The 22,542-nt window shown below is 70.1% G+C and carries 19 protein-coding genes, 1 tRNA gene and 1 pseudogene; 10 read left to right on the plus strand and 11 right to left on the minus strand.

Going from position 1 to position 22,542, the window contains the following annotated elements:
- Positions 1–851 precede the first annotated feature (851 nt).
- Complete coding sequence (locus C7C45_RS13385; RefSeq protein ID WP_208641160.1) at positions 852–2,315, plus strand: hypothetical protein; 1,464 nt, start codon at positions 852–854, stop codon at positions 2,313–2,315.
- 9 nt (positions 2,316–2,324) lie between these two features.
- Here the strand turns inward: C7C45_RS13385 and coaE are convergent, their stop codons facing one another.
- Entirely contained in the window at positions 2,325–3,503 is a 1,179-nt protein-coding gene (gene coaE, locus C7C45_RS13390) for a dephospho-CoA kinase (RefSeq protein ID WP_110563984.1), read from the minus strand.
- 451 nt (positions 3,504–3,954) lie between these two features.
- On the minus strand, positions 3,955–5,466 hold the full coding sequence (gene rpsA / locus C7C45_RS13395; RefSeq protein WP_110563985.1) for a 30S ribosomal protein S1: 1,512 nt from the start codon (positions 5,464–5,466) through the stop codon (positions 3,955–3,957).
- Positions 5,467–5,885: 419 nt separating this feature from the next.
- Here rpsA and C7C45_RS13400 point away from each other — a divergent pair, with 419 nt between their 5' ends.
- The 4 genes and pseudogenes from C7C45_RS13400 to C7C45_RS13415 all read left to right on the plus strand — a co-directional run.
- On the plus strand, positions 5,886–6,692 hold the full coding sequence (locus C7C45_RS13400; RefSeq protein ID WP_110563986.1) for a class I SAM-dependent methyltransferase: 807 nt from the start codon (positions 5,886–5,888) through the stop codon (positions 6,690–6,692).
- 56 nt (positions 6,693–6,748) lie between these two features.
- Positions 6,749–7,351, plus strand: coding sequence for a Uma2 family endonuclease (locus C7C45_RS13405; RefSeq protein WP_244200368.1), 603 nt, complete (start codon positions 6,749–6,751; stop codon positions 7,349–7,351).
- Positions 7,352–7,387: 36 nt separating this feature from the next.
- A complete protein-coding gene (locus C7C45_RS13410; protein ID WP_110563988.1) occupies positions 7,388–7,606 on the plus strand; it encodes a hypervirulence associated TUDOR domain-containing protein in 219 nt (72 codons plus the stop codon).
- Positions 7,593–7,940 (plus strand): annotated as a pseudogene (locus tag C7C45_RS13415) (DUF3140 domain-containing protein); the annotation flags it as partial. The gene C7C45_RS13410 and the pseudogene C7C45_RS13415, both read left to right, overlap by 14 nt.
- Positions 7,941–8,170: 230 nt before the next feature.
- On the opposite strand, the gene polA reads toward C7C45_RS13415, so the two are convergent.
- From polA to C7C45_RS13455, 8 genes are all read right to left on the minus strand, one after another.
- Positions 8,171–10,870 carry a DNA polymerase I gene (polA, locus tag C7C45_RS13420; protein WP_110563990.1) on the minus strand — a complete coding sequence of 900 codons (2,700 nt, stop codon included), beginning with the start codon at positions 10,868–10,870 and terminating at the stop codon, positions 8,171–8,173.
- A gap of 135 nt (positions 10,871–11,005) precedes the next feature.
- A complete protein-coding gene (locus tag C7C45_RS13425; protein ID WP_110563991.1) occupies positions 11,006–11,719 on the minus strand; it encodes an ABC transporter ATP-binding protein in 714 nt (237 codons plus the stop codon).
- Entirely contained in the window at positions 11,706–12,647 is a 942-nt protein-coding gene (locus C7C45_RS13430) for an ABC transporter ATP-binding protein (RefSeq protein WP_244200369.1), read from the minus strand. The genes C7C45_RS13425 and C7C45_RS13430 overlap by 14 nt, the downstream gene beginning before the upstream one ends.
- Positions 12,640–13,797, minus strand: coding sequence for a branched-chain amino acid ABC transporter permease (locus tag C7C45_RS13435; RefSeq protein ID WP_110563992.1), 1,158 nt, complete (start codon positions 13,795–13,797; stop codon positions 12,640–12,642). Before C7C45_RS13435 ends, C7C45_RS13430 begins: the two co-directional genes overlap by 8 nt.
- A complete protein-coding gene (locus tag C7C45_RS13440; RefSeq protein ID WP_110563993.1) occupies positions 13,794–14,777 on the minus strand; it encodes a branched-chain amino acid ABC transporter permease in 984 nt (327 codons plus the stop codon). The genes C7C45_RS13435 and C7C45_RS13440 overlap by 4 nt, the downstream gene beginning before the upstream one ends.
- Before the next feature lie 66 nt (positions 14,778–14,843).
- Positions 14,844–15,995 carry a branched-chain amino acid ABC transporter substrate-binding protein gene (locus C7C45_RS13445; RefSeq protein WP_110563994.1) on the minus strand — a complete coding sequence of 384 codons (1,152 nt, stop codon included), beginning with the start codon at positions 15,993–15,995 and terminating at the stop codon, positions 14,844–14,846.
- 363 nt (positions 15,996–16,358) lie between these two features.
- Positions 16,359–17,546: a hypothetical protein gene (locus tag C7C45_RS13450; RefSeq protein WP_110563995.1), complete on the minus strand. Its 1,188-nt coding sequence runs from the start codon at positions 17,544–17,546 to the stop codon at positions 16,359–16,361.
- 70 nt (positions 17,547–17,616) lie between these two features.
- Positions 17,617–18,240 (minus strand): ANTAR domain-containing response regulator, encoded by a 624-nt coding sequence (locus tag C7C45_RS13455; RefSeq protein WP_088991522.1) that lies wholly within the window; start codon positions 18,238–18,240, stop codon positions 17,617–17,619.
- A 106-nt stretch (positions 18,241–18,346) separates the two neighbouring features.
- On the opposite strand from C7C45_RS13455, the gene C7C45_RS13460 reads away from it, so the two are divergent.
- From C7C45_RS13460 to C7C45_RS13470, 3 genes are all read left to right on the plus strand, one after another.
- Positions 18,347–18,423: transfer RNA gene (locus C7C45_RS13460), tRNA-Leu, on the plus strand.
- Positions 18,424–18,722: 299 nt separating this feature from the next.
- Complete coding sequence (locus C7C45_RS34970) at positions 18,723–19,205, plus strand: hypothetical protein (protein ID WP_244200370.1); 483 nt, start codon at positions 18,723–18,725, stop codon at positions 19,203–19,205.
- 93 nt (positions 19,206–19,298) lie between these two features.
- Positions 19,299–19,670, plus strand: coding sequence for a hypothetical protein (locus C7C45_RS13470; protein ID WP_208641161.1), 372 nt, complete (start codon positions 19,299–19,301; stop codon positions 19,668–19,670).
- A gap of 3 nt (positions 19,671–19,673) precedes the next feature.
- Here the strand turns inward: C7C45_RS13470 and C7C45_RS13475 are convergent, their stop codons facing one another.
- A complete protein-coding gene (locus C7C45_RS13475) occupies positions 19,674–20,834 on the minus strand; it encodes a trans-sulfuration enzyme family protein (RefSeq protein ID WP_110563997.1) in 1,161 nt (386 codons plus the stop codon).
- Between the two features lie 102 nt (positions 20,835–20,936).
- On the opposite strand from C7C45_RS13475, the gene C7C45_RS13480 reads away from it, so the two are divergent.
- Positions 20,937–21,416: an Lrp/AsnC family transcriptional regulator gene (locus C7C45_RS13480; protein WP_110564179.1), complete on the plus strand. Its 480-nt coding sequence runs from the start codon at positions 20,937–20,939 to the stop codon at positions 21,414–21,416.
- Positions 21,417–21,493: 77 nt separating this feature from the next.
- Positions 21,494–22,504, plus strand: a complete 1,011-nt coding sequence (locus C7C45_RS13485) for an LLM class flavin-dependent oxidoreductase (protein ID WP_244200371.1) — start codon at positions 21,494–21,496, stop codon at positions 22,502–22,504.
- Positions 22,505–22,542: the final 38 nt, after the last annotated feature.

Here is a 22,542-nt window from a genome sequence, read left to right on the forward strand (position 1 = left end):
CGACCGGGCCGGTGGCCAGGCCGTCATCACGGCCGGCCGCCCCCGGCACTGCGGTCGCAGCACCCGGCTCGTCCGGCGTGCGCACCCGTGTGGTCGCGCTCGAGGCGCAGACCGGCCGCCGCGAGCGCCCCTGCTCGTCACCCCGGTGCCTCCCCGCCCGTTTCATCTCCGTGGACACCTCTGCGACCCCGTCGCCCGACACCACCGCCCCCGGGGGCACGCCGCCCGGCGCCAAGCCATCCGGTGCCGAGCCGTCTGGGACCACGCCCTCCGACGCCACGTCGCCCAACGCCACAGCGCCCGGTGCCACGCCGCCCGGTGCCACGCCGCCCGGTGCCAAACCATCCGGCACCAAGACCTCCGGCACGTCCTCCGCCAACAAGCCGCCCGGTGCCACAGCGCCCGCTACCAAGCCGCCCGGTGCCACAGCGCCCGCTACCAAGCCCCCAGGTGCCACGCCATCCGGTGCCGGGCCGTCGGGCGGCGGGGGGGCCGGACTTCCCCGCGGCGGAAGTGTCGAGTTGCGGGGTGCCGTCCGGCCGGGACGTGGCACCGGTCGTCACCGCACCGGCTCGGCCGGAGCGTCCGCAGCCATCCGGACCACCGGGAGCGGCTCCAACACCAACCGACCCGCCGCCGACCGACCAGCCGACAGCGACCGGCCCGCCACCACCGGCCGAACCGCCCCCGCCGGCCGAACCGCCACCACCGGCCGAACCGCCCCCGCCCGTCGAACCGCCGCCGGCCGGGGACCCGAGAAGGCCCCGACGACCACCAGACCCGACGGCACGGCCGACACGGCCGACACCGCAGGTCCGGCCCCGGCCAGCCGTCGCAGACGTACCGTGCTGATGTTGCTCGGTCTGACCGCGGTGACGTCCGCGACGGCGTTGGTTCTCGGGCTGTTGAGCTGGACCCCCGAGCCGCCCGAGCCGGCCCGGCCGCTGACCCTCGCCGAGGGCGAGCGGCTGGCCGCCGTGCGGGTCACCAACCTGCGGGACCTCCGCGCCGGGGTCCGCGTCACGGCCGGCACCGACGCGGCCCGGATCGAGCTGGTGGGCTGGGTGGACTGGTCACGGTCACTGCTCTACCTCGACGTGGGCGGGCCGGGCGCGGGTGCCGAGCGCGGGCTGTTGCAGAGAGCTGGCCCGGTGCTGGTGATCCGGCCCGATCCGGCGGCGGTGCCCACCCCCGCCCCACCTCCACTGGTGCCTCCGGCGGACCGTTGGCGGCTGCACCGACTGGCGCCCGGAGCGAGTCTGGCGCCGGTGCTCGACCTGCTCCTCGGGCTCGCCGCCGACCGCCCGGACCCCACCCAGACGACGCCGGGCAGCGCTGCGCGCTGGATCGCCCGGGACACCGCGGCGGGCGGCCCGGTGGACGTTCTTCAGGCACCGCTGCCGACCGGGACACCACCCGCCGCCAGCACCACGCCGGGCAACACCCCACCAGGTAGCACCACATCGGGCAACACCCCGGCACCCACGCCGGACACCGGGTCGGCGGGCACGGAACCGGACGGGCAGAGCCGGTACTGGCTCGACCAGGACGCCCGGCTGTACAAGCTGGTGACCCGGCTGCCCGGTGTCGGCCCGGTCACGGTGCTGCTCAACCGGGTGGACCGGCCGACACTCCGGCCGGTGGATGCCCTCGGCGGCCGGCCCGGTCTGCCCCGCGCGTTGACCGCCACCGAGCAGCGTCGGCTGGACCGGATGCCGGCGCGGCTACGCGCCCAGGGCGGTGCCACGGTCACGCTGACCGCGCCGACCGGCACGGACACGAACCTGCGAGGCACCGGCTGGTTGAGCTGGACCGCGCGTACCGCGTACCTCTCGGTTGCCGATCTGGGCGTGCCGGACCGACGGACCCTGCTGCGACGCGACACCGCCGGGCTGGCCCGGGCGGACCTGCCGGCGGCCGCCGCCGGTGGCGGCACGGCGGAGGTGCCGGGCCAGCCACCGCTGCCACCCCCGGCCGCGGCGTGGCGGGTCTCCCGATCCGGCGGGGACGACCTGAACCTGCTGGTCGACGCCGCATTGGCCGCCGGGTCCGTCGGGCAACCCGGTGCGACTGTGCGGGTCCGCGAAGACGTCGCCGCCGGACGGACCGTGGACGTCGTCGAGTTGGGCCCGGCTGACGCGCGGCTGCGCTACTGGATCGACCGCGACGGGTCGCTACGGAGGCTGGAGTTGCACACCGACGCCAAGGCCTGGGCCCAACTGGACCTGCACACCGCGGTGGTGCCCCGACTGGCCCCGGTGCCCCGCCCGACCCCGATTCCCCGGCCCACCAACGGTCGGCCCGGCGCCCGCTGAGCGTGCCTCTCAGGGCCGCCAGTCGGTCTGCGCGGCCCACTGCTCGGCCCGCAGGTACTCCTCGTCGAACCACGGGTCGCCGGCCGTGCCGGAGTCGCCGGCCGGTGCCGAGTCGACCAGGTCCCGTTTGAACTGCAGGTACGCGGCCCGCTGATCCGGGTCGGCACGCAGGTGGTCGCGCATCAGCAGCGCATAACGCCAGCCCGCCGAGCCCGCGACACGCACGTGCAGCCGGACCGGGCGGGCCGGGTCCGCGCTGCCGTGCAGCCGCTTCTCCCACCGACCGCTGCCGGCCGGACGCGGATCGTCCCACCACTGCCCCGGCACCCGCGGGAACCCGGCATTCGCCAACCGGTCGGCCAACGCCCCGTCGGCGTCGGCGAGGCTCGGCACGGCCACCTGCACGTCGATGACGTCCTGGGCGGCGAGACCGGGCACCGCGGTCGAGCCGATGTGGTCGATCCGCAGGGCGTCCGAGGCGAGCGTGTGCCGGATCCGAGCGGCCAGCCGCCCGTACTGCTCGGGCCAACTCGCGTCGGTCTCGGCCAGGTCGCCCCGGCCCGGCGACACCACCCGCCGCTCGCGCAGGTTGTCCTCGTAGGGCAACAGCCGCTGCCGCCAGAGCGCGTCGACGGCGTCGTGCAACTCCGCCAGACTCCCGTCGTTGCTGAGCACCACGTCCGCAGCCGCCCGGCGACGGGCGTCGTCGGTCTGGGCGGCGATCCGCCGCTCGGCCTCCGCGCGATCCATCCCCCGGTCGCGCGCCAGCCGGTCCAGTCGGGTCGTCACGGCCGTCTCCACCACGATCACCAGGTGGTACGTGGGCGCGAGACCAACCTCGACGAGCAGCGGTACGTCGTTGACGACAATCGCGTCAGGTGCCGCCGCGGCGGCCAACTCCGCGGTACGGGCCCGAACCCGCGGGTGGGTGATCGCCTCCAGCCGACGGCGGGCGGTTTCGTCGGCGAACACCACCGCGCCCAGTGCGGCACGGTCCAGCGCGCCGTCGGCATCCAGCACCACATCGGAGAAGGCGGCAACGATCTCGGCCAGCCCCTCCGTGCCCGGCGCGACGACCTCCCGGGCCACCCGGTCGGCGTCGATGAGCACCGCGCCCCGCTCCACGAGCCGCGCGGCCACCGCGCTCTTGCCCGACCCGATCCCGCCGGTCAACCCCACCCTCAGCACCCGACCAGTCAACCGGATCACCGGCCAAGCCGCCAAACCCACCGCGGAGCTGCTCCCCAAGCCGACGGCCAGCCCAGCCCTGCCCTGCCCAGCGCGGCCCTGCCCAGCGCGGCGTAGCCGGCCCAGCCCCGCAAGATCGTGCTCGATCCTGGTTCTAGTGGTGTCCTGGTCGCCCGGTGGCCCCTACATCCGTGATCGAGCGCGATCTTGCGCGCCAGCAGGGTGGCCGGACACTGCCGAAGCGGCCCGGCGGCCCGGGGCGTGATCCACTCCACGTCGCCGATGTGGCGGTATCTCGCCCGGCGGATACCGCGATGTCGCCGCCCTGGAGTGGATCACGCCGTGACGCCCCCGCCGGGGATGACCACCACCCGCGCACGGCGAAGGCCCCGCCCCCGGCGATCCGAAGATCGCGGGGACGGGGCCTGTCGTCGTTCAGTCGTTCAGCGGGTCACTTACCGCCGGCGAGCTTCTCCCGCAGTGCGGCGAGCGCCTCGTCGGTGGCCAGCGTGCCGGCCGGCTCCTCGGCCTGCCGGCTCGGGGCCGGGCTGGACGAGGAGGTGGTGCCACCGCCGCCAGTGCCGCCAGCGGCCGGAACGGCCGGAGTCGGGTTGGCGGCAGCCTCGGCGTCGGCGGCCCGAGAGGTCTGCACCTGCTTGGTGTGGGCCTCCCAACGCAGACGAGCCTCGGCGTACTGGTTCTCCCAGGTCTCGCGCTGCTTGTCGTACCCCTCGAGCCACTCGCCCGTCTCCGGGTCGAAGCCCTCCGGGTAGATGTAGTTGCCCTCGGTGTCGTACGTCGCGGCCATGCCGTAGAGGGTCGGGTCGAAGTGCTCCTCGCCCTCGACGAAGCCCTCGTTGGCCTGCTTGAGCGACAGCGAGATCCGGCGACGCTCCAGGTCGATGTCGATGACCTTGACCATGACCTCGGAGCCAACCTGGACGACCTGCTCCGGGATCTCCACGTGACGCTCGGCCAGCTCGGAGATGTGGACCAGGCCCTCGATGCCGTCGTCCACGCGGACGAACGCACCGAACGGCACCAGCTTGGTGACCTTACCCGGCACGATCTGCTGGATCGCGTGGGTGCGGGCGAACTGCCGCCACGGGTCTTCCTGGGTCGCCTTCAGCGACAGCGAGACCCGCTCGCGGTCCAGGTCGACGTCCAGGACCTCGACCTCGACCTCCTGGCCCACCTCGACGACCTCAGACGGGTGGTCGATGTGCTTCCAGGACAGCTCGGAGACGTGCACCAGACCATCGACGCCGCCGAGGTCCACGAATGCGCCGAAGTTGACGATCGAGGACACGACGCCCTTGCGGACCTGGCCCTTCTGCAGCTTGTTGAGGAACTCGGTGCGCACCTCGGACTGCGTCTGCTCCAGCCAGGCCCGGCGGGACAGGACCACGTTGTTGCGGTTCTTGTCCAGCTCGATGATCTTGGCCTCGAGCTCACGCCCGACGTACGGCTGCAGGTCACGCACACGACGCATCTCGACCAGGGACGCGGGCAGGAAGCCGCGCAGCCCGATGTCGAGGATGAGGCCGCCCTTGACCACCTCGATGACCGAACCGCGGACGACGCCGTCCTCGTCCTTGATCTTCTCGATCGTGCCCCAGGCCCGCTCGTACTGTGCCCGCTTCTTGGAGAGGATCAGACGACCCTCCTTGTCCTCCTTCTGGAGGACCAGGGCCTCGATGTGGTCGCCAACCGTCACAACCTCGGCGGGGTCCACGTCGTGCTTGATCGACAACTCCCGAGAGGGGATGACACCCTCGGTCTTGTAGCCGATGTCGAGCAGGACCTCGTCCCGATCGACCTTGACGACGGTGCCTTCGACAATGTCGCCGTCGTTGAAGTACTTGATGGTCTCGTCGATCGCGGCGAGGAATGCCTCCTCGGAACCGAGATCGTCGTGGGTGACCCGGGTGGCGCTCGAGGGGGCCTCGATGCTGCTCGTCATGTGGGCGGTTGCTCCGGTCGGTGGGTTGTCACAGCAGGCTGGTGTCGCAGTGACCTGTTCGCGCCAGCGGATCCGTCGCCGGGCACACCGAACGATCGCCTAGTGAGATCATGATGTGGCTCCGTCGACCGCGTACCTGCTCCCTGCCGAGGCAACGCGATCCGCGAGCGCATCGTCTAGCCTACCGTGCGCATTACCACAGCGTGCAAGGCCTCCCGGCTTCTCTCTGTGCGATGACCTGCGAAAGACGAACAATCGCCCGGAAACCACCCCTGCTGTCTCCTGCGTCACACCAACCCCAGCAGTCACCGCGGCGCTCCAGGATTCACACACGTTCGAGGAGGCTGTTGTCTGCCGACGCTCGGCGGGTCGGCCGGCCCAGCGGGCGCAACGGCCACGGTGGGGCCTAGCGTGAGCGCGTGGATGACGACAGCCGGGTCACCCGGCGCCGGGTGGGTGACGCCGAGGCCCGGCGGGCCAACCGCGGCTGGTGGGACACCGACGCCGACGACTACCAGGCCGAGCACGGCGCGTTCCTCGGCGACGTGGACTTCGTCTGGTGCCCGGAGGGGCTGCGCGAGGCCGACGCCCGGCTGCTCGGTGACCTGCCCGGGCGGCGGGTGCTCGAGGTGGGCGCCGGCGCGGCCGCCGCCGCCCGCTGGCTCGCCACCCAGGGTGCCCGGCCGGTCGCCTTCGACCTGTCCGCCGGCATGTTGCGGCACGCCGCCGAGGCCGCCGACCGCACCGGGGTACGCGTACCGCTGGTGCAGGCCGACGCGCTCGCCCTGCCGTTCGCCGACGGGTCGTTCGACGTCGCCTGCACCGCCTTCGGCGCGATCCCCTTCGTGGACGACTCGGCGACCCTGCATGCCGAGGTGTACCGGGTACTGCGCCCCGGAGGCCGGTGGGTGTTCTCGGTGACCCACCCGATGCGCTGGATCTTCCTCGACGACCCCGGCGAGGGCGGGCTGACCGCCGTGCACTCCTACTTCGACCGCTCCCCCTACGTGGAACAGGACGACTCCGGCGTGGCCACCTACGTCGAGCAGCACCGCACCCTCGGTGACCGGATCCGGGAGTTGGTCGGCGCGGGGTTCCGGCTGCTGGACCTGCTGGAACCGGAGTGGCCGGAGGGGCACGAGGCAATCTGGGGGCAGTGGAGCCCGTTGCGCGGTCGACTCTTCCCCGGCACCGCCATCTTCGTCACCGAGAAGCCCGCCACGTGAGCGCCTCACACTCGCAGTCCGACCTGCATTCCATCGATCGCCGGTAGGCTCGACTCATGAGCGCCGAGCCCATCCCGACATCACCTGGCCCCTGGTGTCCGGATCCGATGCGGCAGCAGCGTGCCGACTACACGCTGGAGGACCTGCTCACCCTGCCGGACGACGCCCCCCGCGTCGAACTCGTCGACGGAGTCATCCAGGTGACACCCTCCCCCACCCTGGGCCATCAAGACATCTCGTTCCTCCTACGTCTATGGCTGCATTCACGTGTGCCGGGCCATCTCCGAGTCGCCCAAGCGATGGGAGTCGGGCTCAGCTTCAACACGAGTCGACAGCCGGACGTGCTGCTGTGTCACTCCGAGGTGAAATCCGACCGGTCTCGGCTGCGGGCGGAGGATGTCGTGCTCGCCGTGGAGATCGTCTCGCCGGGCACGCGACGGATCGACCGGTTCGCGAAGCCGGGCGAGTACGCCGCCGCCGGCATCCCGTTCTACTGGCGGCTCGAGCAGGATCCGGTGCACGTGTACGCGTACCGGATCGGCGACCGGGTGGGGCCGGGCGGTGAGCGGCAGTACGAGCTGGTCGCCGACGGCGCCGACGTGATCGAGCTGACCGAGCCGTTCGACATCAAGCTGCCGATCGCCGAGATCACCCCGTAGTCGTTTCACCCCTACGGCGTCGGGTAGCCGAGGGGCATGGCCGAGCAGAGATTCCACAAGGGCGACCATGTCTCCTGGTCGGCCCACGGCAGCCGCGCGTACGGCGTGGTGCAGGAGACGATCACCGAGCGGACGCGGATCCGCGGGCGGGCAGTGAACGCGGCGCCCGACGAACCGCAGTACCGGGTCCGCAGTGACGGGACGGGCCGCGACGTGGCCCACCGCCCCGAGGCGCTGCGTCATGAGCAGAGCTGACGATCAGGGCCGGGACACCTACCGGGAGTTCACCGAGGCGGTGAACATGAAGCCCGGCGAGCTGTCCACGTGGCTGAAGACCGATGAGTCGAAGCGGGTGGGCTGGCACAAGGGCGGCCGCTCCGGTGGCGGCGAGTCCGTCGGGCACGATTCCGGCCGGAAGATCATCAACCTGCTCCGGCGCAAGCGCGGCGACCTGTCCGAGGGCGACTACAAGCACATGCGCAAGGTGGTTGGCTACGTTCGCCGGCACATGGCGCAGCGCCCGTCCGGCAACGTCCGCGACACCAAATGGCGCTGGTCCCTCATGAACTGGGGCCACGACCCCCTGAAGTGACCACACCACAGATCAGCACCAAGGCGACGACCGGGCACACCGGTGGCAGCACCGCGACCGGGGCGAGCCGGTCGGGGACAGCCCGACCACCCTGATGCACAACGCCAACGCCAACGGCCGCGACCACGGCGACCCGGTCAGGGGTTCCGGGGCAGCCCGACCCGCGCAGGGATCAAGCCTGACCGCCCGGAGCGGGTCGGGCTGCCCCGGAACCCCCACACCGCAAATCAGTGATCGGCGCTGTTCCAGTCGTGCCCGTCGCCGACCGACACCGACAACGGCACCGACAGCGGGTACGCCTCGCCCATCTCCCGCCGGACCAGTGCCTCCAGTGCCTCCCGCTCGCCGGGGGCCACCTCGAAGACCAGTTCGTCGTGCACCTGCAGCAGCATCCGCGAGCGCATCCCGGCCTCGCCGAGCGCGGTGTCGACGTGCAGCATCGCCACCTTGATGATGTCGGCCGCAGAGCCCTGGATCGGGGCGTTGAGCGCCATCCGCTCGGCGATGTCGCGACGCTGCCGGTTGTCGCTGACCAGGTCGGGCAGGTAGCGGCGGCGACCCAGGATGGTGGAGGTGTAGCCGTCCTGGCGTGCCCGGGCGACCACCTGCTGCAGGTAGTCGCGCACCCCGCCGAAGCCGGCGAAGTAGTTCTCCATCAGCCCGCGCGCCTCGTCGGTGCCGATGCTGAGCTGCTGGGACAGGCCGAACGCGCTCAACCCGTACGCCAGGCCGTAGTTCATGGCCTTGATCTTGCGGCGCTGGTCGGGGGTGACGTCGTCGAGCGGCACCCCGAAGACCGACGACGCGGTGGCGGCGTGGAAGTCGGCACCGGAGTTGAACGCCTCGATCAGCGCGTCGTCCGAGGACAGGTGCGCCATGATCCGCATTTCGATCTGGCTGTAGTCGGCGGTGAGCAGGCACTCGTAGCCCTCGCCCACCACGAAGGCCCGGCGGATCCGCCGACCCTCCTCGGTGCGGATGGGGATGTTCTGCAGGTTGGGCTCGGTGGAGGAGAGCCGCCCGGTGGCCGCCACCGTCTGGTTGAAGGTGGTGTGGATCCGGCCGTCGTCGGAGACCGACTTGAGTAGCCCGTCGACTGTCGACTTGAGCTTGGCCACGTCCCGGTGGCGCAGCAGGTGGGCCAGCACCGGGTGCGGTTGCTGCGCGTAGAGCCACTGCAGCGCGTCGGCGTCGGTGGTGTAGCCCGTCTTGATCTTCTTGGTCTTCGGTAGGCCCAGCTCGGTGAAGAGGATCTCCTGCAACTGCTTGGGCGAGCCGAGGTTGAACTCCCGACCCACCGCCTCGTACGCGCCCTGCGCGGCGGCCTTCACCTCGGCGGCGAAGTGCGCCTCCAACTCGGACAGATAGTGCGTGTCGGCGGCGATGCCGATGCTCTCCATGCCGGCCAGCACCCGCATCAACGGCAGCTCCACCCCGGCCATCAGCCGGGCGGACTGCTCGCCGTCGCGGGACAACTCGGCGTCGATGGCGTCAGCCAGGTCGAGAGTGGCCCGGGCCTGGAGCATCAGGTTCTGCTCGGCGACGCCTTCGTCACCGAGCCCGTCGAGGGTGAGCTGGCCGGACTCCGGCACGTCCACCCGCAACTCCCGGTGCAGGTAGCGCAGCGCCAGGTCGGTCAGGTCGTAGGACCGCTGATCGGGGCGGGCCAGGTACGCGGCGATCTGGGTGTCGCGGACGATGCCGGCGAGCTGCCAGCCGTGCGCGGCGCAGGCCAGCACGGCCGGCTTGCTGTCGTGCAGCACCTTGGGCCGCTGCGCGTCGGCCAACCAGCCGGCGAGGGCACCCTCGTCGGTCGGGTCGAGCTGCGCCGGGTCGACCCAGGCCGCCGCGCCGCCGGCGGTGGCCAGCGCGAGACCGGTGATCGAGGCGGTGTGCCGGCGGTTGGGGCCGGTGTCGAGCTTGACCGCCAGCCCGACCGGGGTGCCGGTCGGGGCGTGCGTGGTCAGCCAGCCGGCCAGCGCGCCGGGCTCGGTGAGCCTCTCGCCGGCGAGGTCGAAGCCGGACTCGGCCTCCGGCTCGACCGCCTCCAGGTATTGGTAGAGGCGGTCACGCAGAATGCGGAACTCCAGGGTGTCGAAGACCTGGTGCACGGCCTCCCGGTCCCAACCGGCCCAGCGGGTGTCCTCCGGGCGCAGCGGCAGCTCCAGGTCGGAGACGAGACGGTTGATCTCGTAGTTGCGGATCACGTCGGCGAGCCGCTCCCGCAGGCTGTCGCCGGCCTTGCCCTTGATCTCGTCGGCCCGGGCGATCACGCCCTCCACCCCGCCGTACGTGGTGATCCACTTGGCGGCGGTCTTCGGGCCGACGCCCGGGATGCCGGGCAGGTTGTCGCTGGTTTCGCCGACCAGCGCGGCCAGGTCCCGGTACTGCTGTGGGGTGACGCCGTACTTCGCCTCGATCGCCGCCGGGTCCATCCGGGCCAGGTCGGAGACACCCTTGCGCGGGTAGAGGACGGTGATCTGGTCGTCGACGAGCTGGAACGCGTCGCGGTCACCGCTGCTGATCAGCACCGACATGCCCTGGTCGCGGGCCTGGCAGGCGAGCGTGGCGATGACGTCGTCGGCCTCGAAGCCCTCCTTCTCGACCACCGGGATCTGCAGCGCGGCCAGGACCTCCTTGACCAGGCTGACCTGGCCCTTGAAGTCGGTCGGAGTCTCGCTGCGGCCGGCCTTGTACTCCGAGTATTTCTCGGTGCGGAAGGAGCGGCGGGAGACGTCGAAGGCCACCACGATGTGGGTGGGCTGCTCATCCCGCAACACGTTGATCAGCATGGAGGTGAAGCCATAGACCGCGTTGGTCGGCTGCCCCGTCGTGGTGGAGAAGTTTTCCACCGGCAGGGCGAAGAAGGCCCGGTATGCCATGGAATGTCCGTCGACGAGGAGCAGGCGCGGTGTCGTAGCTGTCACGGCAGCGACTCTAGTCCGTCGCACCGACATCCCTGGCCCTCGGCACGGGGTGCCGCGACGCCGAGACGACAGCCGGCCCGAACGCCGACGGCCGGCCACCCCCGCGAGGGGATGACCGGCCGCCGCTCGGGTGGTTCAGGCCACGCCGAGGTACGCCTCCTTGACCGACGGATCGTGCAGCAGGTCCTGACCGGACCCCTCCTTCACGATCTGACCGGTCTCCAGCACATAGCCGCGGTGTGCCCGCGACAACGCCTGCTGGGCGTTCTGCTCCACCAGCAGGATCGTGGTGCCCTGCTGGTTGATCTCCGTGATGATGTCGAAGATCTGCCGGATCACCAGCGGAGCCAGACCCATCGACGGCTCGTCGAGCAGCAGCAGCTTCGGTCGACTCATCAGCGCCCGGCCGACCGCGAGCATCTGCTGCTCGCCACCGGAGAGCGTGCCACCGGCCTGCTTACGCCGCTCGGCAAGCCGCGGGAAGAGGGTCAGCACCCGATCCAGGTCGGAGGCGATGCCGGCGGAGTCCCGCCGGGTGTACGCCCCCATGTCCAGGTTCTCCATCACCGTCATACCGGGGAAGATCTGCCGCCCTTCCGGCGACTGACACAGCCCCCGGACCACCCGCAGGTCGGCCCGGAGCTTGCTGATGTCCTCGCCGTTGAACGTGATCTTCCCGCCGGCGAGCGGCCGGGTGCCGGAGATGGCCCGCATGGTGGTGGTCTTACCGGCACCGTTCGCGCCGATCAGGGCCACCACCTCGCCCTCGTTCACGGTGAGGCTGATCCCGTGCAGTGCCTCGATCCGGCCGTACGCGACGGCGACGTTCTCGAGCTCAAGCAGCGTCATCGGCGGGCTCCCCCAGGTACGCGGCGATCACCTTCGGATCGCGGCTGACCTCCGCGGGCGCACCCTCGGCGATCTTGCGGCCGAACTCCAACACCACGATCCGGTCGGTGACTCCCATGACCAGCCGCATGTCGTGCTCGATGAGCAGGACGGTCAGGCCCATGTCACGGATCTTGCGGATCAGGGTGAGGAGCTCCTCCTTCTCCGCCGGGTTGAAGCCGGCGGCCGGCTCGTCCAGGCAGATCAGCTTCGGCTCGGTGGCCAGCGCGCGGGCGATCTCCAACCGGCGCTGGTAGCCGTACGGCAGGTTGCGTGCCTCGTCGTTGGCCCGATCGGCGATCCCGACGAGACGGAGCAACTCGAGCGCCTTGGCCTCGGCCGCCCGCTCCTCGAGGATGTGCCGGGACAGGCCGAAGATCTTCGCGGCCGACAGACGCACCTGCTGCCAGGTCCGGACGATCCCGGACGTGGCGGTGACCTGCGGCAACTCCTCCGGCTTCGGCCGCACCCGGTAGAGCCGGAACAGGGCCCCCGGCACGCTCGTCTTGTGCCGCGAGTCGGTGCCGACCATCACGTTCTCCAGTGCCGTCATCTCCGGGAAGAGACGGATGTTCTGGAACGTGCGGGAGATGCCCAACTGGCTGATCTGGTGCGGCTTGCGGCCGGTCACCTTCTGGCCGTTGAAGCGGACAGCCCCGGAGGTCGGCTTGTAGACCCCCGTCATCACGTTGAAGCTAGTGGTCTTGCCGGCACCGTTCGGCCCGATGAGGCCGAGGATCTCGCCCTGGTAGATCTGGAAATTGATCTTGTCGAGGGCGACCACACCGCCGAAGCGGAGCGTGACGTCGTCGACTTCGAGCAGCACCGACCGTGGCCCCGCCTGAGTGGGGATCTTCGGCGCTGACGTGCTGGTGCTCTGGTCAGACATGAGCGGGCACCTCCTCTGCATCCGCCGCGCGGTCTTTCAACTCGCGGGCACGCCGCCGGCTCGGAACGAGGCCCTGCGGACGCAGGATCATCACCAGGACCATGGCCAGACCGAAGACCAACCACCGGTAGTCGGCGAAGTCGCGGAACCGCTCGGGCAGGTACGCCAGCAGCACCGCGCCGAGCGAGACGCCGATCATGTTGCCGGAGCCACCCACCACGACCATGGCGACGAACAGGATGGACAGGTTCGCGTTGAACTGGGTCGGGTCGATGAACGCGTTCCGGCTGCCGAACAGGAAGCCGGACAGGCCGCCCAGCGCCGCACCGATGGCGAACGCCCAGAGCTTGAACTTGAACGGGTACACGCCCATCACCGCGGCAGCGTCCTCGTCCTCCCGCACGGCCAACCACGCCCGGCCGACCCGGCTGTGCTCCAGCCGACGCACCAGGATCACCATGATCAGCACGAAGGTGATCGCCAACCAGTACCAGGGCTTCGCGTCGATCAGACCGAAGACCTTGTTGTCCACCGACGGCGGACCCTCCGGGCCGGGGATGGCCGAGATGCCCACCGGGCCGTTGGTCAGCCCGGTGGCGTTGCGGGCCACGATCCGGATGATCTCGCCGAAGCCCAGGGTCACGATGGCCAGGTAGTCACCGCGCAGCCGCAGCGTCGGCCAGCCCAGCAGCACCCCGGAGATCATCGTCAGCACGATCGCGATGAACAGGCAGATCGCCCAGGTCACCGCCCAGGTGGGCGGCAGGTTGAACTCCTGCTGGATCCACTTGACCACCGGCGAGTTCACCGAACCGAACAGCGCGACGCTGTACGCCCCGATGGCGAAGAAGCCGATGTAGCCCAGGTCGAGCAGGCCGGCGAGGCCGACCACCACGTTCAGGCCGATCGCGACCAACACGTAGATGGCGCAGACGAAGAGCACACCCGCCCAGTTGTTACCGCCCTCGATCGAGTCGGTACGCAACCAGGTCAGGCCCGGAACGCCGAGCAGCGGCAGGTAGTAGAGGAACGCCACGAAAGCGGCCAGACCGATGGCCTGCTGCCACTTCGTCAGCGCCCGCCAGCGGTCGCCGACCGAGGTCAGCACGCCAACCCGGCGGCGGTCTGCGGAGCGAATCTTGTCGATCATGCGCGGGCCCTCCCGAGCGACTCACCCAACAGGCCGGTGGGCCGGAACATCAGCACCACGATCAGCACCACGAAGGCGATGACGTCCTCCCAGTTGGACGCGAAGAGCGAGGCGCCGTAGACCTCGACGATGCCGAGGAAAAGACCACCGAGCAGTGCGCCGCGCAGGTTGCCGATGCCGCCGAGCACCGCGGCGGTGAACGCCTTCAAGCCGAGCACGAAGCCGATGCTGTTCTGGGTGAAGCCGAACCGCATGCTCCACAACAGCGCGGCGGCGCCGGCCATGATGCCACCGAGCACGAAGATCAGCATGATCACGCGCTCCTGGTTGACGCCCATCAGCGCGGCGGTCTCCGGGTTCTGGGCCACCGCCCGCACACCCCGGCCGTACCGGGTGCGGTTGATGAACCAGTCCAATATCGCCATCATCGCCACGGCCGCGACGAAGACGATCAACTGAATGTTCGTGATCGCCGTGTTGCCGATGGTGAAGAGGGTCTCCTGCTGGATGATCGTCGGCATACCGACGATCTGCCGGGGCCGACCGAACGCCTCCGGCAAGACTCCACCGAGTAGCTTGGGCAGCACCTGCCCGAAGAGCTCCACGAAGACGAGCGACAGACCGATCGCGGTGATCAGGAAGATCAGCGGCGGTGCGTTCTTACGCCGCAACGGCCGGTACGCGATCCGCTCGAGCGCCAGGGCCGTACCGCCCGAGGCAGCAGCCGCGACGACCAGACCGAGCACCAGGAACAGGATCGCCTGGCCGACAGGCGGGTTGTTCTGCACGCCGAGCTGGGTCCACAGGATCAGCACCGCGAAGGTACCGACCATGAAAACTTCAGAGTGAGCAAAGTTGATCAGGCGAAGGACGCCGTAGACGAGGGTGTAGCCAAGGGCGATCAGGGCGTAGATGGCGCCCTTGGACAGGCCATCGACCGTGTGTTGGCCGAGATGGCCGATCAATTCATCAAAATGCACCGGGGGTCTCCTTGAATCGAGCGCGGCCGGGGTTAAACACCCCGGCCGCACTCCATTGCGTGGGCGTCAGCTGAGCTTGAGCTCCTGCAGCGCCTCGATAGCAGTGCCCTTGATCTGGTAGGCCCAGATGACGACCTTGGTCGGGTCAACGTCACCCTTGCTGTCGAACTTGATGTACTTCGACACGCCCTGCTTGTCGTACGACTTGACGTACGACAGGATGTCCGCCCGGGTCTTCTTGCCAGCCTTGAAGGCGTCCAGGTAGACCGTCGCGCCGTCGAAGCCTTCCGCACCGTAGGAGCCCGGCGCGATGCCGTACTCCTTCTGGTAGTCGGCCGAGAAGGTGCCGCCGGCCTTGTCAGCCGGGAGGCACGGGCAGGTGATGATCGCGCCCTCGGCACCGCCGGAGGCACCCGCCGGGAACGCCGGGTCGTAGAGACCGTCCGGGCCGACGAACTTGGCCTGGACACCAGCGGCACGCATCTGCTTCACCAGCGGAGCGGCCTCACGGGTGTAACCGCCGTAGAAGACGAAGTCCGCCTGCGCAGCCTTGATCTTGGAGATGGTGGCGTCGAACTGCGCCTGCCGCTCCTGGATCTTGTCCTTGTTGACCACCAGCGGGCCGAGCTGCTTGCCCAGCTCCTCGGTGATGCCGGCGCCGTACGCGCTGGCGTCGTCGATCAGGAAGACCTTCGCCGCGTTCTGCGTCTTCAGGTAGCTGGCCACCGCGCCAGCCTGCGTGCCGTCGTTGCCGACCACCCGGAAGAAGGACGTGTTGCCCTTCTGGGTCAGGTCCGTCCGGGTCGCCGACGGGCTGACCATCGCCAGACCCGCGGCCTGGTAGATCGGCATGGTGGCGTCCGACTCAGCGGAGAAGTGACCACCGATGACACCGAGGAACGAGTTGTCCCCCGCGATCTGGTTCGCGAACGGGGTCGCCACCGCAGCGTCACCCTGGGTGTCGAACTCCTGCATGGTGACCTTGCAGTTCGGGTTCGCCGCGTTGAACTGCTTCACAGCGAGCTTCGCGCCGTTCAGCGACGGGATCACCAGACCCGCGTTGTCACCCGTGAACGCGCCGAAGATTGCAATCTTGCCACCGCAGTCACCGGACGCGGTGTTGCTGTCGCCACCACCGGAATCCTGGCAACCTGCCGCGACCACCAGGGTCGCGGCGAGCGCAACGGTACCCAGCGCCCGTACATAGCTTCGCCTCACGGCTTCCTGACCTCCTCCAGATGCGGACGCGGCTGACCCCTTGCGACGGCGACAGCAGCAGACCGCAATTCCACCCACCCCGCAGGGACTGCCCCTGCGTTACGGCTCGTGATGGCGGAGCGTACCGACACCGCATACCGTCCCGGAAGGCCTGAAGGCGGGGTCTGCGAAACCGTTACGAAGACACGGGCAATCATGTCGATGGCCGTCACATGTGAACCCGTCTTTTGGTCCTTATGCCCACGTCCGGTGGGAGGTCACGCGCATCCATCCGGATCGTTCCCAGTCTGCGAGACGGCCATTGACCTGCGAAAATAGGTCAGCGCATCGCACCGACACGACAGGAAACGCCACCGCCGAGTCTCAGACGCCGACGCCGGCCGCCCACCACAGCCCGGCCCGCGCCCCGTCGTCCGCCGCCAACCACCACCGGTCACCCACCGCCACCAGTGACATGTCCCGATCAACGCCGGCCGGCACATCGAGCGGCATCGCGACCTCCCGCCACGACCCGCCCCGATCCGTCGACACCCACACCGACTGCCGCGCCCCATCGGTCACCGCGGCGAACAGCCGGTCCCCGGACGACACCAGCGACGCCACACCCAGCACCCCCGCCCCGGCCCGCCGCCCGAACGTCCCGGCTGCCACCCAGCCCGCGGCCTCCTGCCGCCACACACCGAACGTCGACCCCCGGAGCCCCACCGCCACCGGCACCCCGCCGACCAGCGCAACCCGCTGCAACTCCTCGTACTCCGCACCGCCCGGCAACACCGTGCGCCGCCACGACCGCCCGTCCGGCGACGACCACAGCGCCGGGTCACGGTCGATCCGGCCCGCCGGCAGCAGACCACCCACCGCCAGCCAGCCCGACGACGTCGCCACCGCGTCGAACGCCCAGGTCACCCCGACCGCGTCACTGGCCAACTCCGGTGCACCCTCGACCAGCGCGAACTCCGCCGCGTCCGGCGACGACACCCAGGAGGCCGCACCCGCCGAACGATTGCCGACGATCAACCAGCCCTGCGCACCGGCCGTCAGGCGGGACACGTTCACCGCCGTCGGCCCGCCGAACGTCTCGAACGGCGCCTGCACCTCGACCAACGCGCCGTCAGCCACCTGCCGCCACGTGCTGATCCGCGGATAGCCGTGCGCGCCACCGACCTTGGCGCCGATCAGCGCCGCCACGCCGTCGCGGCACGCCACCGAGAGAAAGACGTTCTGCCGACCGTAGAAGGAATCCGGACGGACCGTCACCACCGTCCAGGTCGTACCGTCCACGCTGGTCCACGCCGCCGGACGAGTCCCGCCGGAGGTGTCGGCGACGCCGCCGACCAGGAACCACCGACCCGCACAGGACGTCGCGTCGCGTACCAGAAGACGGCCCTCGCCACCCGGCGGCGCCGGCAGCGTCACGGGCTGCCAACCCGGTCGCAGCGCCGGCGCGGCGGCCGACGTCGACCCGGCGCCGCTCGGCGCGGACGGCCCGTCGCACCCGACAAGGACCAGCGCGAAGAGGCCGAACACCGCGATCACCCGTCGGACGGACACCCGTCGATGCTAACCACCGCAGACCACACCCGGGGACCCCCGCGCAACCCGGATCGCGCAGGTCGGGACTTCAGACGGTCGGCTGCTGCGACACCTCGCCACCAGCGGTCTCCGCGAGGATCCGCTCGGCGACCTCTTTCATGGTCATCCGGTGATCCATCGCCGTGCGCTGGATCCACTTGAACGCCTGCGGCTCGGTCATCCCGTACGTGGTCATCAGCGCGCCCTTGGCGCGCTCGACGGCCTTGCGGATCTCCAGGCGGTCGGTCAGGCTCGCGACCTCCGCCTCCAGGGCCGCGACCTCCGAGTAACGCGACAGCGCGATCTCCACCGCCGGGACCAGGTCGCTCTTCTGGAAAGGCTTCACGAGGTACGCCATCGCGCCCGCCGCCCGCGCCCGCTCCACCAGGTCACGCTGGCTGAACGCGGTGAGGATGATCACCGGGGCGATCCGGGCGCCGGCGATGCGCTCGGCCGCGGCCAGCCCATCCATGATCGGCATCTTGATGTCGAGGATGACCAGATCGGGCTTCAACTCCTCGGCGAGGCGGACGGCGGTCTCACCGTCACCGGCCTCCCCCACCACCTCGTAACCCTCTTCGACCAGCATCTCGGCGAGGTCCAGCCGGATCAGCGCCTCGTCCTCGGCGATCAGTACGCGCCTACGCTCGGCATCCGTCGGCATCTCAGCCACCAGCCCTACCCCCACCAGTCATAAGCCGACACCAACCCGACCGGGTGTCGCCGCCCTCAGCGTAGTAGGTAACCTATGGGAGGCCACCAGAGCATTCGGCCAAGCCGTCCCCGTATTCCAACCGGCAGAGAAGCGGAGCTCAAACCTCCGACAGTGTGGGTTCGACTCCCACCGGGGGCACCAAAAGTGTCGTACAGCTGTTCCAAAATCGTCATGTGCATCCACCTGAACTACGCATTCGTGCACGGCAGCAGCACCTCGCCGGCAGCACGGTCGCCGAGGTCGCCAGACGTCTGAGACTTCCGTACCCGACGGTCAGGGGCTGGTGCAAACACCCGGTCGAGCCGAGAAGGTCCAGCAGCGAGCTTCGGTGCTTTCGCTGCCGGCCCGAGGTCAGGAATCAGACAGATCCGTCTGCATACCTCTACCTGCTCGGTCTCTACCTGGGCGACGGGCATCTCGTCACCTCCGCACGGGTACCGGTGCTGCGCATCGCTTGCAGCAGTAGTTGGCCGGGCTTGATCGAGGCGTGCGACGCCAGCATGCAGCAGGTGCTCGCGGCGAAGGTCCAGCGCGTCCAGCAGCCTGGTTGCGTCAGCGTGCAGAGCTCCGGCAAGCACTGGCCATGCCTGCTTCCCCAGCATGGTCCCGGCAAGAAACACGAACGTCCGATCATTCTCGCCGATTGGCAACGGGACATCGTCGCGACGCATCCGGGTGACTTCCTGCGTGGGCTGTTCCACTCCGACGGCTGTCGGTTCGCCAACCGGGTGACCGTGCGCGGCAAGGCGTACGTCTACCCGCGCTACATGTTCGTCAACGAGTCGGCGGACATCATGGCGCTCTGCCAGTGGAGCCTCGACCTGCTCGGCGTCGCCTGGCGGATGAACCGCCGCAACTCGCTGTCGGTGGCGCGGCGCGACGCGGTCGCCACCCTGGACCGGCACGTGGGCCCGAAGTCCTGACCGCTACCCGCGCGGATCACCCCGACCGTGGGAGCCTGGCTGACACGCGGGCGGAACGGCCGTCGGCGGGGTCGACGACAGGGGTGGGGACCGATGCGCGTGGTCACCTTGGCGGAGGTGAGCCCGCAGGTCACGTTCATCTACGTTTCGGGTCAGGGGACCGATTCGTCGGGCGAGGGTCGGGTGATGTGGGCCCGGGTCAAGGGTCGTACCGAGAACGCGATCATCGATCTGCTGCCCAACGGCTACGCGGCGCGGCCCGGCTTCATCCAGCCGACGCACGGGGTGGTGTCGAAGACCCGTTGGTACCGGATCGGGTACGCGATCACCCGTCCGCTCGTTCCGGTGTTGCGCCGGTGGCTGCCGAATCAGATCACCACGACCGAGGGGATCGGCCTGGCGATGTTGCGGGTGGCCCGGCAGGGCTCGCCCGTGCGGGTGTTGGGCAACCGCGAGCTGCGCTGAGGGTCAGCTGAGCGTGTCGAGCGCGTGCGCGAGGTCGGCGCGCAGGTCTTCGGGGTCTTCCAGGCCGACCGAGAGGCGCAGCAGCCCGGCGGCGGGTTTCGCGTCGCCGTCGACGGGTCGGTGGGTCAGCGAGGCGGGGTGCTGGATCAGGGTGTCGACGCCGCCGAGGGACACCGCGTGGGTGATGAGTTGGCAGGCGCCGGCGACGGTGGCCGCGGCGGGTGCGCCGCCGCGTACCTCGAAGGCGAGCAGGCTGCCGGGTCCGGCCATCTGGCGGCCGACCAGCGCCGCCGGGTCGTGCACCGAGGGGTGGTGCACCCGGTGTACGGCGGGGTGGTTGGCGAGCCAGCCGGCGAGTTTCTCGGCGGTGGCCTGCTGGGCGCGGACCCGCAGGGGCAGGGTTTGCAGGCCGCGGTGCAGCAGGTAGCCGCCGAGTGGGTGCAGGATCGCGCCGGTGACCGCGCGGACCTGGCGTAGTCGCGCGGCCCAGTCTGCGTCGCAGGCGACGACGCCGGCGAGCACGTCGCCGTGCCCGCCGATGCTCTTGGTGGCGCTGTGCAGGACGAGGGTGGCGCCGTGTCGGGCGGGTTGTTGCAGTACGGGGGTGGCGACGGTGTTGTCGACCAGCAGCGGGATGTCGCCGGCTGCGGCGGCGAGGGCGGCGATGTCGACGAGGTCGAGGGTGGGGTTGGCGGGTGTCTCGACGATGACCAGTGCGGTGTCGGGGCGGATGGCGGCGGCGATCTCGTCGGGGTGCGCCCAGGTGACGGTGGTGCCGAGCAGGCCGGTGGCGAGGACGTGGTCGGTCCCGCCGTAGAGGGGTCGGACGGCGACGACGTGCCGGCGGTCGTTGCGGGCGGCGGCGAGGAGGGTGGCGGTGAGGGCGGCCATTCCGCTGGCGAAGGCGACGGCTTGGGCGGTGCCTTCGAGTTCGGCGAGGGCGGTTTCGAAGCGGGCGACGGTGGGGTTCCAGAGCCGTTGGTAGACGGCTCCGCCCTCGGTGGGGAGTGTGCCGCCGGTGGCGAGTTGCTCGTACGCGGCGCCGCCGCCGTCGACGGAGGGCAGTGGGTTGGTGGTGGACAGGTCGATGGGTGGTACGTGCACGCCGAGGGTGCGTAGGTCGTCGCGGCCGGCGTGTACGGCCCGGGTGTCCACCGATGTCATGCCGGGTAGCGTCGAACATTCACCTGTCGATAGGCAATGGGTCGGCAGATGATTCTGTTAGTTGGCTTGGTTTCGGTGCTGGATTCGGGCGAGGATGGTCGGATGCCTCCTGAGCCGAATGATGTGCGGCCGTATCCGGCCCTGGACGACGTGGACCGCGCGATCCTGACCGAGCTGGCCGCTGATGGTCGGCTGCCGAACAATGCCCTCGCCGAGCGGGTGGGGGTGGCGCCGTCGACGTGCCTGACCCGTACGCGGGCGCTGCGGGAGCGCGGCGCGATCCGCGGTTTCCACGCGGAGGTGGATCCGGCCGCGCTGGGGCTGCCGTTGCAGGCGTTGGTGTCGGTGCGGTTGACCGCGCACGAACGGGCGGCGGTGGACGCGTTCCGGGCCCGGTCGGTGCGACTGCCCGGGGTGGTGTCGGTGTTCCACGTGGCCGGTGCGGAGGATTACGTGCTGCACGTACGGGCGGCGTCGGGTGACGCGTTGCGTGATTTCGTGCTGGATCATCTGGCGGTCGATCCGGTGGTGCAGCACACCCAGACCAGTCTGATCTTCGAGCAGGCTCGTGGGATGGGCTGAGCGGTGGCAGGGGTGAATCAACCGACAGATGCCAGCCAAGCGGAACAAATCCGGTCGACAGCGGGTTGGCTGACCGTGTGATCACCGTACCGTTGTCTGTTCTTGATCTTGCTCCGGTCGCCAAGGCCACCACTGTCGGCGCGGCCCTGGAAGCCACCACCGAGCTGGCCCGCCGCACCGAGGAGCTGGGCTACCACCGGTTCTGGGTGGCCGAGCACCACAACATGCCGGCGATCGCCAGCTCCGCCCCCGCGGTGCTGCTGGCGCACCTGGCCGCGAACACGTCGACCATCCGGCTCGGATCGGGCGGGGTGATGCTGCCCAACCACGCGCCGCTGGTGGTGGCCGAGCAGTTCGGCACCCTGGAAGCGCTGCACCCTGGTCGGATCGACCTGGGCATCGGGCGGGCGCCGGGCACCGACCAGGTGACCGCGCTGGCGTTGCGGCGCACCATGGAGGGCCTGTCGGCGGAGGGTTTCCCGCGCGAGCTGGCGGACCTGATGAACTACTTCAGCGGGGAACGGCCGGGGCAGATCACCGCCACGCCGGGGCACGGCGAGCAGCCGGCCGTGTGGCTGCTGGGTTCCAGCGGTTTCAGCGCCCAACTGGCCGGCCTGCTCGGTCTGCCGTTCTCCTTCGCGCACCACTTCAGCTCGGCGAACACCCTGCCGGCGCTGGCCCTGTACCGGCAGAACTTCCGGCCGTCGCAGTGGTTGGACAAGCCGTACGCCATGGTGGCGGTCAACGCGGTCTGCGCGGACACCGACGAACGCGCCGAGTGGTTGGCGGGGCCGAGCGCTCTGTCGTTCTTGAAGTTGCGCTCCGGCCGGCCGGAGCCGCTGTCGACGCCCGACGAGGCGGCGGCGTACCCGTACTCCGAGATCGAGCGGGAGTTCGTGCTGCAGCGCCGTGACGGTCAGGCGATGGGGTCACCGGAGACGGTGCGCCGGCAGCTGACCGAGCTGGTGGAGCGCACCGGCGCGGACGAGCTGATGCTGACCACGCTCGTGTACGACGTGCAGGACCGGGTGCGGTCGTACGAGTTGATCGCCGAGCAGGTGGCGGGCGGTCTACGCCAGGGGGCGTGAAACACGATCTTCACGTCAGCGTCACCCCGCCGACCCCG

It is taken from the genome of Micromonospora arborensis, from assembly GCF_003205615.1.
Lineage (GTDB): Bacteria > Actinomycetota > Actinomycetes > Mycobacteriales > Micromonosporaceae > Micromonospora > Micromonospora arborensis.

Excerpts from the sequence above, each read along its gene's own strand:
- C7C45_RS13425 (WP_110563991.1), bottom strand. The coding sequence starts at position 11,719 with ATGACGCTGCTTGAGCTCGAGAACGTCGCCGTCGCGTACGGCCGGATC.
- C7C45_RS13430 (WP_244200369.1), bottom strand. The coding sequence starts at position 12,647 with ATGTCTGACCAGAGCACCAGCACGTCAGCGCCGAAGATCCCCACTCAG.
- rpsA (WP_110563985.1), bottom strand. The coding sequence starts at position 5,466 with ATGACGAGCAGCATCGAGGCCCCCTCGAGCGCCACCCGGGTCACCCAC.
- C7C45_RS13405 (WP_244200368.1), top strand. The coding sequence starts at position 6,749 with ATGAGCGCCGAGCCCATCCCGACATCACCTGGCCCCTGGTGTCCGGAT.
- C7C45_RS13435 (WP_110563992.1), bottom strand. The coding sequence starts at position 13,797 with ATGATCGACAAGATTCGCTCCGCAGACCGCCGCCGGGTTGGCGTGCTG.
- C7C45_RS13475 (WP_110563997.1), bottom strand. The coding sequence starts at position 20,834 with ATGACATCGGTGGACACCCGGGCCGTACACGCCGGCCGCGACGACCTA.
- C7C45_RS13385 (WP_208641160.1), top strand. The coding sequence starts at position 852 with ATGTTGCTCGGTCTGACCGCGGTGACGTCCGCGACGGCGTTGGTTCTC.
- C7C45_RS13480 (WP_110564179.1), top strand. The coding sequence starts at position 20,937 with ATGCCTCCTGAGCCGAATGATGTGCGGCCGTATCCGGCCCTGGACGAC.
- C7C45_RS13470 (WP_208641161.1), top strand. The coding sequence starts at position 19,299 with ATGCGCGTGGTCACCTTGGCGGAGGTGAGCCCGCAGGTCACGTTCATC.
- C7C45_RS13410 (WP_110563988.1), top strand. The coding sequence starts at position 7,388 with ATGGCCGAGCAGAGATTCCACAAGGGCGACCATGTCTCCTGGTCGGCC.